16 protein-coding genes are annotated in these 14700 nt (G+C 65.5%); 14 read left to right on the forward strand and 2 right to left on the reverse strand.

What is annotated here, in order from left to right; genetic code table 11:
* Window positions 1-47 precede the first annotated feature (47 nt).
* The gene (locus B0I08_RS10635) at window positions 48-446 is read right to left on the reverse strand and encodes a phage holin family protein (RefSeq protein ID WP_106212627.1); all 399 of its coding nucleotides are present in this window, start codon (window positions 444-446) and stop codon (window positions 48-50) included.
* Between the two features lie 91 nt (window positions 447-537).
* On the opposite strand from B0I08_RS10635, the gene B0I08_RS10640 reads away from it, so the two are divergent.
* The 13 genes from B0I08_RS10640 (at window position 538) to B0I08_RS10700 (ending at window position 12175) form a co-directional block, all read left to right on the forward strand.
* Window positions 538-1587, forward strand: coding sequence for a histidinol-phosphate transaminase (locus tag B0I08_RS10640; RefSeq protein WP_245884765.1), 1050 nt, complete (start codon window positions 538-540; stop codon window positions 1585-1587).
* Between the two features lie 5 nt (window positions 1588-1592).
* Entirely contained in the window at window positions 1593-2717 is a 1125-nt protein-coding gene (locus B0I08_RS10645) for a thiamine pyrophosphate-dependent dehydrogenase E1 component subunit alpha (RefSeq protein WP_106212631.1), read from the forward strand.
* Entirely contained in the window at window positions 2714-3697 is a 984-nt protein-coding gene (locus B0I08_RS10650) for an alpha-ketoacid dehydrogenase subunit beta (protein WP_106212633.1), read from the forward strand. Before B0I08_RS10645 ends, B0I08_RS10650 begins: the two co-directional genes overlap by 4 nt.
* A gap of 11 nt (window positions 3698-3708) precedes the next feature.
* The gene (locus B0I08_RS10655; protein ID WP_106212634.1) at window positions 3709-5115 is read left to right on the forward strand and encodes a dihydrolipoamide acetyltransferase family protein; all 1407 of its coding nucleotides are present in this window, start codon (window positions 3709-3711) and stop codon (window positions 5113-5115) included.
* 475 nt (window positions 5116-5590) lie between these two features.
* Entirely contained in the window at window positions 5591-6610 is a 1020-nt protein-coding gene (locus B0I08_RS10660; RefSeq protein ID WP_106212636.1) for a metal ABC transporter substrate-binding protein, read from the forward strand.
* On the forward strand, window positions 6607-7443 hold the full coding sequence (locus B0I08_RS10665) for a metal ABC transporter ATP-binding protein (RefSeq protein WP_106212638.1): 837 nt from the start codon (window positions 6607-6609) through the stop codon (window positions 7441-7443). The genes B0I08_RS10660 and B0I08_RS10665 overlap by 4 nt, the downstream gene beginning before the upstream one ends.
* Entirely contained in the window at window positions 7443-8369 is a 927-nt protein-coding gene (locus tag B0I08_RS10670) for a metal ABC transporter permease (protein ID WP_106212639.1), read from the forward strand. Before B0I08_RS10665 ends, B0I08_RS10670 begins: the two co-directional genes overlap by 1 nt.
* A 13-nt stretch (window positions 8370-8382) precedes the next feature.
* Complete coding sequence (locus B0I08_RS10675; RefSeq protein WP_106212641.1) at window positions 8383-8769, forward strand: Fur family transcriptional regulator; 387 nt, start codon at window positions 8383-8385, stop codon at window positions 8767-8769.
* A 220-nt stretch (window positions 8770-8989) separates the two neighbouring features.
* Window positions 8990-9226 carry a 50S ribosomal protein L28 gene (gene rpmB / locus B0I08_RS10680; protein WP_106212643.1) on the forward strand — a complete coding sequence of 79 codons (237 nt, stop codon included), beginning with the start codon at window positions 8990-8992 and terminating at the stop codon, window positions 9224-9226.
* Window positions 9226-9393, forward strand: coding sequence for a 50S ribosomal protein L33 (gene rpmG, locus B0I08_RS10685; protein ID WP_077054657.1), 168 nt, complete (start codon window positions 9226-9228; stop codon window positions 9391-9393). Before rpmB ends, rpmG begins: the two co-directional genes overlap by 1 nt.
* Before the next feature lie 2 nt (window positions 9394-9395).
* Entirely contained in the window at window positions 9396-9701 is a 306-nt protein-coding gene (rpsN, locus tag B0I08_RS10690; protein WP_106212645.1) for a 30S ribosomal protein S14, read from the forward strand.
* Between the two features lie 74 nt (window positions 9702-9775).
* Entirely contained in the window at window positions 9776-10063 is a 288-nt protein-coding gene (locus B0I08_RS10695) for an HU family DNA-binding protein (protein ID WP_106212647.1), read from the forward strand.
* Window positions 10064-10192: 129 nt separating this feature from the next.
* The gene (locus B0I08_RS10700) at window positions 10193-12175 is read left to right on the forward strand and encodes a bifunctional copper resistance protein CopD/cytochrome c oxidase assembly protein (RefSeq protein WP_106212649.1); all 1983 of its coding nucleotides are present in this window, start codon (window positions 10193-10195) and stop codon (window positions 12173-12175) included.
* Between the two features lie 53 nt (window positions 12176-12228).
* Here B0I08_RS10700 and B0I08_RS10705 read toward each other — a convergent pair whose 3' ends face one another.
* Entirely contained in the window at window positions 12229-13200 is a 972-nt protein-coding gene (locus B0I08_RS10705; protein ID WP_106212651.1) for a hypothetical protein, read from the reverse strand.
* A gap of 117 nt (window positions 13201-13317) precedes the next feature.
* On the opposite strand from B0I08_RS10705, the gene B0I08_RS10710 reads away from it, so the two are divergent.
* Entirely contained in the window at window positions 13318-14604 is a 1287-nt protein-coding gene (locus B0I08_RS10710; protein WP_106212653.1) for an ATP-dependent DNA helicase, read from the forward strand.
* Window positions 14605-14700: the final 96 nt, after the last annotated feature.

The following is a 14700-nucleotide window of genomic DNA, read 5'->3' on the forward strand; positions in this document are numbered from 1 at the left end:
CCGACGGGGTCGCACTGCGTTAGCGAGGGCCGATGAGGTTGAGCTGCTTAGCGACGGCCGATGAGCGGGCGCAGGAGGATTCCGATGAGCCAGCTGAGCAGCGCCAGCACGAGTGCGCCGAGTACTCCCCAGCCAAACCCGTCAACCTGAAGGCCGAAACCGAGCAGGCTCGTGAGCCAGGCGACCAGCATCAGCAGGAGCGCGTTGACCACGAGCGAGATCAGGCCGAGCGTGATGATGTAGAGCGGGAAAGCCACGATCCGAATGAAATTGCCGATCAGGCCGTTGACAACTCCGAAGAGCAGCGCCACGAGCAGGTAGGTGAGCACGAGCTCGAGCGTTCCGCCCGGGGCAAAGGGAACCACGCGCACTCCCTCGCTCACGATGATCGTGGTGAGCCAGAGGGCAACCGCATTGATAAGCAGGCGCACGAGGAATCTTGTCATGCGACCACTATGCACCGCCGCATCTGGTGTCGCAATTAGGCTGGCACGTGTGAACTCCCCCCGCGTGCGGCTTCGTGCCGATATCGAAGCCATGGCCCCGTACCGTCAAGGCAAGCCTGCCGCTGCAGATGCATTCAAGTTGTCATCCAACGAGAATCCGTTCGAGCCGCTGCCCGCCGTGCTGGCCGCGATCGCCGGCGCGACCGTCAACCGGTACCCGGACGCCTCCGCGGCAGAGCTCCGCGGGCGCCTCGCCGAGAAGTACTCCGTCACGCCGGAGCAGATTCACGTGGGTTCGGGGTCGGTCGCGCTCCTTGCCCAGTTCATCGCGGCCGCGGCATCCCCCGGTGACGAAGTCATGTACAGCTGGCGCAGCTTCGAGGCCTATCCCAATCTCGTCACCGTCGCCGGCGCAACGAGCGTCACGGTTCCGAACACCGCCGACCACCGCCACGACCTGCCCGCGATGGCCGCCGCCGTCACCGACAAAACGCGCGTGATTCTGGTCTGCAGCCCAAATAACCCCACGGGCGCCATCGTGACCCTCGACGAGTTCGAGCGGTTCATGGCCCTTGTGCCGTCGACCGTGCTCGTGCTGCTCGACGAGGCCTACATCGAGTTCGTGTCGGATCCGTCCGCGGTACGCGGCATCCCCCTCCTCACCACCTACCCGAATCTGGTAGTTCTCCGTACATTCTCGAAAGCGTATGGGCTTGCCGGGCTGCGGGTGGGCTATGCGATCGGAGCGGAATATTTGATGGATGCCGCGCGGGCAGCAGCCATCCCGCTTTCGGTCATCGACCATGCGCAACGCGCGGCCATTGCGTCTCTCGATTACGAGGATGAGCTGTTCGACCGGGTCGCTCAGATCTCGGAGCTGCGCGACAGCCTGTGGCAGGCTCTGCGCGAGCAGGGCTGGGATATTCCGCGGCCCCACGGCAACTTTTTGTGGCTGCCCACCGGGGCCGATACCGCCATGGCGGCCGCAGTATTTGCGCGCAACGGCATCGTGGTGCGTGCCCTCGGCGACGGCGTTCGCGTCAGTGTGGGAGAGTCCGCGGCTGTGGACAAACTCCTAACCTCGTCGGCGGAGGTTGTGCACAACCTCCGAACGGGCGCCGCTCGAGCCACGTTAGATTAGGACTCATGTCTTACACCGAGGCGACGATCCAGCTCTTGAATCCCGAGGGCTCGCTCGTCACCAGTGACGCGTCCGCCGAATACCTCCCCTACATCGACGCGCTCAGCGACGAACAATTGCGCGAGTTCCACCGCCAGATGGTGGTGGTGCGGCGCTTCGACGAAGAGGCCGCGAACCTGCAGAAGCAGGGCCAGATGGGCCTGTGGGTGCCGAGCATCGGGCAAGAGGGCGCCCAGGTGGGATCCGGCTTCGCCGCGCGCGCGCAGGACCACATCTTCCCGGCCTACCGCGAGCACGCGGTTGCGCGGATTCGCGGGGTCGACGTGCTCGACATCGTCAAGCTGCTGCGCGGAACCACCCACGGCGGCTGGAATCCGGCCGAGCACGGCAATTTCCACCTGTACACGCTCGTCATCGCCGCCCACACGCTGCACGCCACGGGCTACGCGATGGGGATAGCGCTCGACGGCAAGTCCGGAACGGGCAACCTCGACGCCGATGAGGCCGTCATTGTGTACTTCGGCGACGGCGCGACCAGCCAGGGCGACGCCAGCGAGTCCCTGGTCTTCGCGGCGAGCTTCCAGACGCCGCAGGTGTTCCTTCTCCAGAACAATCACTGGGCGATCTCGGTTCCCGTCTCCACCCAGTCGCGTACTCCCCTGTACCTGCGGCCCTCCGGCTTCGGTATTCCTGGGGTGCAGATCGACGGAAACGATGTGCTGGCCAGCTACGCGGTCACGCGCAAGAACCTGGACGATGCCCGCGCCGGTGCGGGCCCGCGTTACATTGAGGCGCTGACCTACCGAATCGGTGCGCACACCTCCAGCGACGACCCGACGAAGTACCGCAAGGACTCCGAACTCGACTACTGGCGCCAGCGGGACCCGATTCCGCGGTTCGAGGCCTTCCTCCGCAGCCGTGGCGAGGGTGACGCGTTCTTCGAAGAAGTTCGGGTCGAAGCGGAGGATCACGCCGCAGACATCCGCCGACGCACCTTCGAAATTCAGGACCCGGGCACCTCGCTGATCTTCGACCACGTGTATTCGGAGCCCCACCCGCTCGTGGTGGAGCAAAAAGCATGGCTTGCGGCGTACGAAAGCGCTCTTGATGAGAACGGTGCCCAGGCATGAGCGACATCCAGACTCTCCCCCTCGCCAAGGCGATCAACGCGGGACTGCGCCAGGCGATGCTGGACGACCCCAAGGTTTTGCTGATGGGCGAGGATATTGGCCCTCTCGGCGGAGTGTTCCGGGTCACAGAGGGCCTGCAGGCTGAGTTCGGTGCGAAGCGCGTTATTGACACACCCCTTGCCGAAGCGGGGATCATCGGGTCGGCGATCGGGCTCGCGATGCGCGGCTACCGTCCGGTCTGCGAGATCCAGTTCGACGGCTTCATCTTTCCCGGGTTCAACCAGATCACGACACAGCTCGCCAAGCTGACGAACCGGCACGAGGGCCAGATCCAGATGCCGGTGGTGATCCGGGTGCCGTACGGCGGGCACATCGGCGCAGTGGAGCACCACCAGGAAAGCCCCGAGGCGCTGTTTGCGCACACCGCGGGTCTGCGGTTGGTCAGCCCCTCCACCCCGAATGACGCGTACTGGATGATTCAGGAGGCCATCGCGAGCAACGACCCCGTGATGTTCTTCGAGCCGAAGGGTCGCTACTGGCCGAAGGGCCCGGTCGACTTCTCGGCCAGCTCCGCGCCGCTGCACTCCACTCGCGTGGTGCGGGAAGGAACCGAGGTCACCCTCCTGGGGCACGGCGCGATGCTCAGCGTTCTTCTCGAGGCGGCCGACATCGCCGCCGACGAGGGCACGAGCATCGAAGTCATCGACCTGCGCTCGATCTCCCCCATCGACTACGGTCCGATCCTCGCGTCGGTGCAGAAGACCGGCCGGCTGGTTGTCGCGCAGGAGGCTCCCGGTTTCGTCAGCGTCGGCTCCGAAATTGCCGCCACCGTGACCGAGCGGGCGTTCTATTCCCTCGAGGCTCCCGTGCTGCGGGTCACCGGCTTCGACACACCGTTCCCTCCCGCAAAACTCGAGACCATTTATCTGCCAGACGCCGACCGCGTGCTCGAAGCCGTCGACCGCGCCCTGGCGTACTAAGGACTGCACTGATGGCGAACTTAGAATTCCTCCTCCCCGACGCGGGCGAGGGTCTGACCGAGGCCGAAATCGTCAGCTGGCGCGTAAAGCCGGGTGACACGGTCGCGGTCAACGACATCCTCGTGGAGATCGAAACCGCGAAGTCGCTTGTCGAACTCCCGTCGCCGTTTGCCGGGGTGGTTGCCGAAATTCTCGTTGAAGAGGGGCAGACGGTGGATGTCGGGACGGTGATCATCACCGTTGCCGGTCCTGGGTCCGCGGCATCCGCTTCATCGAATGCGCCTGGCGCCTCCGCTGGCCCTGCACCTGCCAGCATTCCCTCCGAGGAATCTGTCGCGCTGGTAGCAGATGCCGCAAGCAGCATATCTTCGGAGGCGACCGCTGTCGGATCTGCCGCGGAGGACAAGCCGGGCGCGGTTCTGGTGGGCTACGGCACCAAGACTCATGCCGGATCGCGCCGACGCCGCGGAGGCGCCGCTGCGGCGTCGACAACCAGCACCCCGCCGTCGACCCCCGCCGCTCCCCCGCGGCCGCTGTCTGTTCCTGCGGCGTCGTCCGCCGTCGTCATCGCGAAGCCGCCGATTCGCAAGCTTGCGAAGGACCTCGGAGTCGACCTGTCGCTCGTCGTTCCGACGGGGCTCGCGGGCGAGACGACGCGCGACGATGTCGTGCGCCAGGCCAAGCAGGCGAGCGTCTTTCGCAACATCCAGACGCCCGAGTGGAGTGACGAGCGCGAGGAGCGCATCCCGGTAAAGGGCGTCCGCAAGGCGATCGCCGCCGCGATGGTGAACAGCGCGTTCACCGCTCCCCACGTGAGTCTGTTCGTCGATGTCGATGCCACCCGCACGATGGAGTTCGTAAAGCGTCTGAAAAACTCGACGGACTTCGCCGGGGTGCGCGTCTCTCCCCTGCTGATCATGGCCAAGGCAATCATCTGGGCGTCCCGTCGCAATCCCACGGTCAACTCCGCCTGGACCGACAAAGAGATCATCGTGCGGCACTACGTCAACCTCGGCATCGCGGCCGCGACACCGCGCGGGCTCATCGTTCCGAACGTCAAGGACGCGCAGAGCCTGTCCCTGTTGCAGCTCGCGACCGCGCTGGAGCAGCTCACGATCACCGCGCGTGACGGCAAAACCACTCCGGCGGACATGGCGAACGGCACGATCACCATTACCAATATCGGATCGTTCGGGATGGACACCGGCACGCCCATCCTCAACTCGGGCGAGGTTGCGATCGTTGCCCTCGGAACGATCAAGCCGAAGCCGTGGGTGGTCGACGGCGAGGTGCGTCCCCGCCTGGTCACCACCATCGGCGCGAGTTTTGACCACCGAGTGGTTGACGGAGACGTGGCCAGCCGGTTCCTGGCGGACGTTGCGAGCGTTATGGAGGAGCCGGCACTACTCCTGGACTGATCGCCGCCGTCTGGAGCCAGTGGACAGCAATCAGCGAGTGGACAGCAATCATCACGCGGGCGCCTCGACCGGGCAGCAACTGTCGAGCCGCCCCGTTGACCGGACAGCACCCGACCGTGTTCGGGCCGGAACCGCTCGAGACCTGGCCGCTCGGCGGCGTCGTGCTGCCCGAATCGTCGTGAACTGCCCGCTGGGAGGGGCAGAGGCGCCACGGGCGCAACAACCGAGACACTGGACAGACGCGGGGCGCGCATGGGACGTCGCCGACGACCTGGCTGGTCCGACGACCTGGCTGGTTCGACGACCTCGATGTTCCGACGACCTCGATGTTCCGACGACCTCGATGTTCCGACATATTGGATGGCCGGGACAACCGTCACGGCGGTCGCCTCGATTTGCGAAGCTGGCGAGCTCCCCTATAGTTGATAACGGATATCATTACGGTGTCCTCCTACGACTCTAGAAAGTCCCCACCATGCGCCTCCCCGTATCCCTCAGCTTCGCTACCGCAGGCGTCGCCCTCACTGCGCTCGCGCTTTCCGGATGTGCGAGCACACCCGCCGCATCCGCGGACGGCACCGTTCACATCGTCGCGTCGACCAACGTCTACGGCGATATTGCCGAGCAGATCGGGGGCGACCTCGTCACCGTCACCAGCTTCATCACCGGCGCCGCGCAGGACCCGCACAGCTACGAGGCCTCGGCCCAGGACCAGCTCGCCCTCTCGAAGGCGTCGATCGTCATCGAGAACGGGGGCGGTTACGATCCCTTCATCGACACCCTGCTCGACGCCGCCAGCAACGATGACGTTGCAGTGATCAACGCGTCCGAGGTGTCCGGGCTGCTCGACGGCGATGACGAGCACGCAGATGACGAGCACGCAGACGAGGCCAGCACCGGCGAGGCGAGCACCGACGAGGCCAGCACCGACGAGCACACCGAGGACGACGGCCACGACCACATCGAGGGCTTCAACGAGCACGTCTGGTACAGCTTCCACGGCGTGGAGCGCGTCGCCGAGGCCATTGCCACCGAGTTGAGCACCGTCGACGCGGACAACGCCGACACCTACGAGGCAAACCTCGCCGCGTTCGTCGAGAAGATCGCCACCCTCGAGGCAGACGCGGAAACGCTGCGCGCAAACACCGCCGGCCTGGGCGCGGCTATCACCGAGCCCGTGCCGCTGTACCTGCTCGAAGAAGTCGGCCTGACGAACAGGACCCCGGACGAGTTTTCTGAGGCAATCGAAGAGGGAACGGATGTCGCGCCGCTGGTGCTTCAGCAGACGCTCGCTCTCTTCGAGGGCACCGACGTTGCGCTGCTTGCATACAACGAGCAGACCGCCGGGGCAGAGACCGAGCAGGTGCGGGATGCCGCGGACGCCGCGGGCATCCCGGTGGTCTCGTTCAGCGAGACGCTCCCGGATGGAGCAGACTACATTTCGTGGATGACCGAAAACCTCGCAGCGATCTCCGCCGCGGTCAGCCCGGAGTGACGCCAGACTCTGCCGCTGCGCCCGTTCTCAGCTTCGCAGACGCATCGCTCGGTTTCGGCTCCCGAATCCTCTGGCGCGGCCTCGACCTGAACATCCGACCGGGGGAGTTCCTCGCGGTACTCGGACCCAACGGATCCGGCAAGACCAGTCTGCTGAAAACCATTCTTGGCCAGCAAAAACTTGACTCCGGCTCGGTGACGCTCGCCGGTGCGGCAGTGCGCCACGGTGACCGGCGCATCGGCTACATTCCGCAGCAGAAGCTGATTCCCGCCGGTGTTCCGCTGCGGGGTCGCGACCTGGTTGCGCTCGGGGTCAATGGGCATCGGTTCGGTGTTCCTCTGGCCTCCCGCGCCGTGCGTCGACGCGTCGACGAGTTGCTCGCCGACGTCGGAGCGACAGCCTACGGCGACCAACCGGTGGGGGAGTTGTCTGGCGGCGAGCAGCAGCGACTGCGTGTCGGACAGGCCCTCGCGGGCGATCCCGTGTTGCTGCTCTGTGACGAACCGTTGCTCAGCCTCGACCTGCAGCACCAGCGCGGGGTGTCCGAGCTGATTGACCGACGACGCCGAGAACACAACACCGCGGTGGTCTTTGTTACCCACGACGTCAATCCCGTGCTCGGCATGGTGGATCGAATTCTCTATCTTGCCGCTGGGCAGTTCCGCGAGGGCACCCCCGCAGAGGTGCTCCGCAGCGACGTGCTCAGCGAGCTATACGGCACGCCGGTTGAGGTGCTGCGCAGCGGCGAGCGGGTGTTCGTTGCCGGAGTGCCGGATGGTCATGCTGAAGGCCACCACCACGCGGATCCTCACCGCGGAGAGGGCGCCTCCTGATGGACACCCTCGGCGACCTCTGGTCGAGCCTTTTCAGCTTCGAAAACTACGGCGAGCTGGTTGTACTGCTGTCGAACTCCATCATCGCGGCCGCCGTTCTCGGCATTGTCGGCGGCCTGATCGGGGTTTTTGTGATGCAGCGTGACATGGCCTTTGCCGTGCACGGCATCAGCGAGCTGTCGTTCGCCGGCGCGGCCGGTGCGCTGCTGATTGGCGCCAACGTGGTCACGGGATCCCTCGTGGGTTCCCTGCTCGCGGCGATCCTGATCGGCGTGCTCGGGTCGAAGGCTCGGGACCGAAACTCGATCATCGGGGTCCTGATGCCGTTCGGCCTCGGGCTCGGCATCCTCTTCCTCGCCCTCTACCCCGGCAGGAGCGCGAACAAGTTCGGGTTGCTCACCGGGCAGATCATCTCGGTCGATATCCCGCAGCTGGGCCTGCTCATGGGCATCGGTGTCGTGGTGCTTGTGGCGCTTCTCGTCATGTGGCGCCCGCTGACCTTTGACAGTCTCGATGCGGATGTCGCGGCCGCTCGTGGCGTGCCGTCCCGGGTTATCGCCCTCGCCTTCATGGTGCTGCTCGGCCTCACGGTCGCCGTGTCGGTGCAGATCATCGGGTCGCTGCTGGTGCTGGCGCTGCTGGTCACCCCGGCGGCCGCTGCGCTGCGGGTGTCGTCGTCGCCGGTTCTCGTACCGCTGCTCAGCATGGGCTTCGGTTTGGTTTCTGCGCTCGGGGGAGTGCTGCTCGCGCTCGGGGGCTCATTGCCCATCAGCCCGTTCATCACCACAATCTCGTTCACCATCTATGTGGTCTGCCGACTGCTCGCACTGCGCAAACGCGGTGCGGGGCGCGACCGCGGAGCTGGACGTAACCGTGGTGCCCCGCTCGCACCGCAGCGCGCGGCGCTAAAATCGGCAGGAAGCTAACGAGGAGTTACGGGTGAAGCGCAATACCTGGCAGCGAGAGGCCGTTCGCGAGGCCCTCGGCACGTCCGAGGGATTTGTGAGCGCGCAGGGGCTCCATTCGGCCCTGCGGGACGCTGGCTCTCCCATCGGGCTGGCGACGGTCTACCGCGCGCTCGCGGACCTCGCGGTCGAGGGGGATGCCGACTCGCTCCAGCAGGAGGGTGAGAGCCTGTACCGGGCCTGCACCCCGGGAAGCCATCACCACCACCTCATCTGCCGCAATTGCGGGCTGACGGTGGAGATCGAGGCGGACGCGGTGGAGAGCTGGGCGTCACAGGTCGCGGCGGAGCATGGTTTCACCCAGCCGAGTCACGTCGTGGACGTCTTCGGCCTGTGCGCGAACTGTCGCGCCGCCCAGTGACGCGGCCCCGCGGCATCCAGCTCACCAAATAATGTTGCGCGATGGTGTGCAGCCCCGTAGGATAGCTCCTTGGTTGAGTGGTATCCACACTCACATGTACGCCAATCCCCACATGTAGGTCGATTCTTCACCGAAGAGGCCTGCTGAAAGAGGATTTTGCGCGTGCCGACAAGGGATCTTGGGTAGAGCACCTCGCTCTACGGTACTAAGGAGAAGACACATGGCAGCAACCTGCCAGGTGACCGGAGCCATTCCCGGCTTTGGGCACAACATTTCCCACTCGCACCGACGCACCAAGCGTCGTTTCGACCCGAACGTGCAGAAGAAGACGTACTACGTCCCCTCGCTGCGCCGCAACGTAACCCTGACGCTCAGCGCCAAGGGCATCAAGGTCATTGACGTACGCGGCATTGAGTCCGTCGTCAAGGACATCCTCGGACGTGGGGTGAAGATCTAATGGCTAAGCACCAGGACGTACGTCCGATCATCAAGCTCCGTTCGACCGCGGGAACCGGGTACACCTACGTGACCCGCAAGAACCGTCGTAACGACCCTGACCGTCTCGTGCTGAAGAAGTACGACCCCGTCGTACGCAAGCACGTCGAATTCCGCGAGGAGCGCTAACAATGGCCAAGAAGAGCATGATTGCCAAGAACGAGCAGCGCAAGGTCATCGTCGCGCGCTACGCCGCGAAGCGTCTCGAACTGAAGAAGGCACTCGTCGACCCCGCAGGGACCGACGAGTCCCGCGAGGCCGCCCGCGTCGGTCTCCAGAAGCTTCCGCGCAACGCGTCGCCGGTCCGCGTCCGCGGCCGCGACTCCATTGACGGTCGCCCGCGTGGTTACCTCAGCCAGTTCGGTGTTTCCCGTGTTCGCTTCCGCGACATGGCGCACCGGGGCGAATTGCCCGGTATTACCAAGTCCAGCTGGTAGGTTCGAGGCGGTTCCACAGCGCCTCGGCCTGCCGGAACAGTCTCTAATTGCACAAAGTCCGAGGAGGACAACTCATGGCTGATAAGTCACTGAACCGCACTGAGCTCGTTGCCGCTGTTGCCGCTGAGTCTGGCCAGAGCCAGGCAACTGTCAACGGTGTGTTCGACGCACTGTTCTCGACCCTCGCCACGTCCGTGGCCGAGGGAACCAAGGTCACCATCCCGGGCTGGCTCGCAGTGGAGCGCACGCACCGTGCCGCTCGCGCTGGTCGCAACCCGCAGACCGGTGAAGCAATCCAGATTCAGGCAAGCTTCGGCGTGAAGGTCAGCGCCGGCAGCAAGCTGAAGGCTGCTGCCAAGTAGCTTTTGCTTTTCGAGGGGGACGGTGGCCGAAAGGTCGCCGTCCCCTTTGGCGTACCCGGTCGCGTGGGCGTACGCCGAGGGTGGGTGCACACGCACGTGACGCACACCTAAAGCGCCTAAGCTTTTACGGTGAACCGTCTTGCCCGACCGCTGGGCCCCGCCCTGCTGCTGCTAGTGGCGTTCCTCACCCTTTTCGTTTCCCTGGCGTACGGCGGGGGAGCAGACGCCCCGCTCGCCACCGACCCCGGCGCCGCCGTGCGCTACGGTCTGCCCGTCTCCAAGCTCCTGGTCAACCTCGGCGCTGCAGGATCGCTGGGCGGTCTGGTTCTCGCCGCGTTTGCGCTCGCGCAGACCAAGCCGGAATTCGGGCGGGCGTTGGATGTCGCGGCCGGAGCCAGCGCGGTCTGGACCGTAGCTTCTGCCGCCACCGGATTTCTCACGTTCCTGAGCATCTACAGCCAGCCCGTCAGTTTCGACGACCGCTTCGGCGATCTGCTCGCGACCTTTATGACCACGACCGAGCTCGGGCAGGCCTGGCTGACGACGACGCTCGTCGCTGCGGCCCTCACGGTGCTCTGCTTCGCCGTGCGCAACCAGACCGCGATTGTGTTCGTCGCCTTTCTTGCCGCCGCCGGGCTTGTGCCGATGGCGCTGCAGGGCCACGCCGGCGGAACCGAGACGCACGACGCCGCGGTCACCGCTATCTGGCTGCACATCGTTTTTGCCGCGCTCTGGGTCGGCGGCGTCCTCACCGTCGTCTGCGCTCGCTCGCTCCTCACCGGCAAACGCCTCGGATCTGTGGTGGAGCGCTACTCGACACTCGCGCTGATCTCGTTCATCGTGGTGGCCGCCTCCGGGTACGTCAGCGCGGAGATCCGGGTCGGAACCCTCGAGAACCTGCTGACTCCGTACGGAATCCTTGTGCTCGTCAAGGTCGCCGCGCTCGGCGCGCTCGGGCTGTTCGGTGTTGCCCAGCGGCGGTTCCTGGTCGGGCGGATGAACGCCTCGACCACCGGAGGGCGTGGCTACTTCTGGTGGCTGGTCACCGCCGAACTGGCGTTTATGGGTCTCGCCTCGGGCGTCGCGGCGGCGCTCGCCCGCACGGCCACCCCGCAGACCGAGGTGCCCGCAGCGCAGCTGACCAATCCGACCGCGTCGGAGCTTCTGACCGGCAGCGTCCTACCGGAGCCGCCGACGGCGCTGCTCTACCTCACCCAGTGGGACTTCGACCTGCTCTGGCTGCTGCTGTGCGGATTCGCGATCTTCTTCTACGTTGCCGGGGTGTGGCGGCTGCGTCGTCGGGGCGACCGGTGGCCCGCCCATCGCACGGTGCTCTGGATTGCCGGCATCCTGCTGCTGTTCTGGATCACGAACGGGGGAGTGAACCTCTACCAGAAGTACCTGTTCAGTTCGCACATGCTCGCCCACATGACCCTCGGCATGATGGTGCCGGTGCTGCTGGTTCCCGCCGCTCCCGTGACCCTGCTGCTGCGCACCGTCGCCAAGCGCTCCGACGGCAGCCGCGGCGCCCGCGAGTGGGTTCTGCTCGCGGTCGGCTCGCGCTACTTCGGGTTCCTGTCCCGGCCGCTGCCCGCAGCAATCCTGTTCGCCGGGTCCCTTTGGGCGTTTTACTACACGCCCCTGTTCAGCTGGGCGACCACCGACCACATCGGGCACGAGTGGATGATCGTGCACTTCCTGCTCACCGGGTACCTGTTCGTGTCGTCACTAATCGGCGTCGATCCGTCTCCCCACCAGGCGCCGTACCCGATGCGCCTGCTCATCCTGCTCGGAACGATGGCGTTCCACGCCTTCTTCGGCTTGACCCTGATGACCGGAACCGGCCTGTTGCTCGCCGATTGGTATGGGGCGCTCGGCTGGGACCGCGGCATCGACGCCATCACGGACCAGCAGAACGGCGGCGGGATCGCCTGGAGTGTGGGGGAGATCCCGACTGTGGCCCTGGCGATCGCCGTCGCGACGATGTGGGCGAGGAGCGACGGCCGCGAGTCGAAACGGTACGACCGCAAAGCCGACCGCGACGGGGACGCGGAACTCGCCAGTTACAACGAAATGCTGGCTCGCCGGGCGAGCGCCGCCCCGCGTCGCTGAGAAGCCCTGCACGCTGAGCAATCCCGAACGCACCAAGCCGAGCGCGCACCGCGTCAGCTGAACAGCGCCGAGATGAAGAGCTTGTCGTTGGCGTCGATGCTGATGTCGTAGGACACCGTGAAGGGCACGTCCTCGTCGAATTGGGTGCGCGTGCCGTCAAACAGCGACCGAACCTCGACCTGCAGGTGGGCTGCCGCCGGCGTCTGGGGCACCAGCCAGTCCCCGACTGTCTCGCCGGGGATGACTTCGATATCGGGGTAGGTCGCGATGGACCAGACCGGCGTCGTGTCTATCCGGTTCTCAAAACCTTTGCCGAAGGGACATCCGGTGGGGAGAAGCACTTCCTGGGTCGCGCAGCCGTCAAGGAACTCTTTCAGCTCGTTCGACACCTGCTGGGTGAAGTAGGTGTTTGCCTGCACGTCGACCTGCACGGCGGTCACGCTGCCCGGCTCGCTGATGGGAACCGCGACGGAGTCGGCTTCGAGGTAGGTCGATTCGTGGTCGAAGGTGTACAGCCCGGGGGCAAAAACGAGGAAGCCACCCGACGCGGTGGGCTGGTCGTCGGCGGTGAGGTCTACGGCATTCGCCCGAAAACGGTCGTCGTGCAGCACGGTGACGGCGACGGTCGCCAAGGGGGACGACTCGAATTTCCAGGTCGGGAACAGTCCGAGAAAAGCGCCCGTCTGCACGACCCGGAACGAGCTTTCGGCGAGTTCACCGCCGATGTTGTACTCGTAGCTGAGGGTATGGACGCCGTCGGAGTCTACGTCGTTACCGATCAGCTCGATTTCGCTGAGCTCGCCGAGCGCGCCATCCGTCAGCAAATTTGCCGCGGAGTCTTCTGAGGCGAGCACGCCGGGGAGTTCGCGGGCGCTGGTGGCGTCCTGACGGGCGAGTGCGTTCAGGTAGGTGTCCACAAAACCGGACGAGCTGTACAGCGTGGCGTTCATTGCCACTACGGTTACGGCGAAGGCGCCAAGCAGAACCACGAACGCGATCGCCCAGGAGATAAACACGCGCCGCATCCCCACATCCTAAGTTGCGTAGCCACCCGGGGTGCACAGGAGGGTCTGCCTGCCGCGCACCGGCCGCTGCCCCGAGTAGCCTTGACACGCACCGCCAGACAACCCGTGGAGACCCCTGTGACGCAATTGACGCTCTCTGCCGAGCAACAGGCGGTCTTCGACGCGATCGAGACGACCCGCGAGAACATCTTTGTCACCGGGCGTGCGGGCACGGGCAAGTCCACCCTTCTGAACCACCTCTCCTGGAACACGTCGAAGCAGATCGTTATCTGTGCGCCCACGGGCGTTGCGGCGCTGAACGTGGGCGGGCAGACCATCCACTCCCTGTTCCGCCTGCCGATCGGGGTGATCGCCGATCACCAGATCGAGCAGGTTGCCGAGCTGCGCAAGCTCCTCAACACCATCGACACCCTCGTCATCGATGAGGTGTCGATGGTGAACGCCGACCTGTTGGATGCCATCGACCGCAGCCTCCGCCAGGCGCGCCAGAAGCCCCACGTGCCGTTCGGGGGAGTGCAGGTCGTGCTCTTTGGTGACCCGTACCAGCTCGCTCCCGTTCCCGGAGATGCTGACGAGCGGGCCTACTTCGAGGATCAGTACCGATCGATGTGGTTCTTTGATGCGAAGGTGTGGGATGACACGGACCTCCGTATCTACGAGCTCAACGTCATCCATCGCCAGCACGAAGACGAGTTCAAACACATGCTCAATGCCGTGCGGCACGGACGCGTCACGGCGGAGATCGCCGGTCGCCTCAATTCCACCGGCGCTCGGCCCGCGCCCACCGAGGGAGCAATCACTCTCGCGACGACCAACAGCACGGTGACCCGCATCAACGCCAGCGCGCTCGGACGCCTGCCGGGTAAGTCCCAGACCGCACGGGCCGAGATCTCGGGCGAGTTTGGCGGGCGAGCGTATCCGGCGGATGATTCGCTCGAACTGAAGATCGGCGCCCAGGTGATGTTCCTGCGCAACGACGCAGAGCAGCGCTGGGTGAACGGCAGCATCGGCACCGTGCGGCGGATCGACACCACCGTGTGGGTCGAGGTCGACGGTGAGGTGCACTCGGTGGTCCCGGCGATCTGGGAGAAGTACCGCTACACGTACTCCGCAGCGACTAAAGCACTCAAAAAGGACATCGTCGCCGAGTTCACCCAGTTTCCGCTCCGCCTGGCCTGGGCGGTCACGATCCACAAGTCACAGGGCAAAAGCTACGACCGGGCCATCGTCGATCTCGGGTCCCGTTCCTTCGCGCCCGGCCAGACCTACGTCGCGCTCAGTCGCATCACCGAGCTCGACGGGCTGTACCTGAGCCGACCGCTCCGCCCCTCCGACATCATCGTCGACCCCAACGTGCAGCGGTTCATGTCGCGGGCCGTCGCGGTACCCGGCATCCAGGCCTGATCAGCAGGGAGCTGCCGGGCGGCCACGGGGTCCCCGCGTCCCCCCCTCGCTCCTCGCCCCGCGCTCCTCGCCCCGCGCTCCTCGCCCCGCGCTCCT

Source organism: Glaciihabitans tibetensis (assembly GCF_003003265.1).
Classification (GTDB): Bacteria; Actinomycetota; Actinomycetes; order Actinomycetales; family Microbacteriaceae; genus Glaciihabitans; species Glaciihabitans tibetensis.

Coding starts and splice junctions, on each gene's coding strand:
- B0I08_RS10635 (WP_106212627.1), bottom strand. CDS start 446: ATGACAAGATTCCTCGTGCGCCTGCTTATCAATGCGGTTGCCCTCTGG.
- B0I08_RS10640 (WP_245884765.1), top strand. CDS start 538: ATGGCCCCGTACCGTCAAGGCAAGCCTGCCGCTGCAGATGCATTCAAG.
- B0I08_RS10645 (WP_106212631.1), top strand. CDS start 1,593: ATGTCTTACACCGAGGCGACGATCCAGCTCTTGAATCCCGAGGGCTCG.
- B0I08_RS10650 (WP_106212633.1), top strand. CDS start 2,714: ATGAGCGACATCCAGACTCTCCCCCTCGCCAAGGCGATCAACGCGGGA.
- B0I08_RS10655 (WP_106212634.1), top strand. CDS start 3,709: ATGGCGAACTTAGAATTCCTCCTCCCCGACGCGGGCGAGGGTCTGACC.
- B0I08_RS10660 (WP_106212636.1), top strand. CDS start 5,591: ATGCGCCTCCCCGTATCCCTCAGCTTCGCTACCGCAGGCGTCGCCCTC.
- B0I08_RS10670 (WP_106212639.1), top strand. CDS start 7,443: ATGGACACCCTCGGCGACCTCTGGTCGAGCCTTTTCAGCTTCGAAAAC.
- rpmB (WP_106212643.1), top strand. CDS start 8,990: ATGGCAGCAACCTGCCAGGTGACCGGAGCCATTCCCGGCTTTGGGCAC.
- rpmG (WP_077054657.1), top strand. CDS start 9,226: ATGGCTAAGCACCAGGACGTACGTCCGATCATCAAGCTCCGTTCGACC.
- rpsN (WP_106212645.1), top strand. CDS start 9,396: ATGGCCAAGAAGAGCATGATTGCCAAGAACGAGCAGCGCAAGGTCATC.
- B0I08_RS10695 (WP_106212647.1), top strand. CDS start 9,776: ATGGCTGATAAGTCACTGAACCGCACTGAGCTCGTTGCCGCTGTTGCC.
- B0I08_RS10705 (WP_106212651.1), bottom strand. CDS start 13,200: ATGCGGCGCGTGTTTATCTCCTGGGCGATCGCGTTCGTGGTTCTGCTT.